We start from the raw sequence: 255 nt of genomic DNA, 5'->3' as shown, positions 1-255 counted from the left end.
CCTTCACGATCGGGGTGTCGTCGCCCGGGAAGTCGTACTTCGACAGCAGTTCGCGGACTTCCATTTCCACCAGCTCGAGCAGCTCGGCGTCGTCAACCATGTCAGCCTTGTTCAGGAAGACGATGATGTACGGCACGCCAACCTGGCGCGACAGCAGGATGTGTTCGCGGGTTTGCGGCATCGGGCCGTCAGCGGCCGACACGACCAGGATCGCGCCGTCCATCTGGGCGGCGCCCGTGATCATGTTCTTCACAT

1 protein-coding gene is annotated in these 255 nt (G+C 62.4%); it reads right to left on the bottom strand.

The features are described from left to right. Positions 1-255: GTP-binding protein (locus tag IB268_RS31390; protein WP_255510306.1), on the bottom strand; the 255-nt coding region annotated here is incomplete at both ends.

It is taken from the genome of Achromobacter sp. ACM01, assembly GCF_014851745.1.
Taxonomy (GTDB): domain Bacteria; phylum Pseudomonadota; class Gammaproteobacteria; order Burkholderiales; family Burkholderiaceae_B; genus Achromobacter; species Achromobacter aegrifaciens.
The sequence above is the reverse complement of the archived record's forward strand: the minus strand, read 5'-3'. Positions and strand labels throughout refer to the sequence as shown.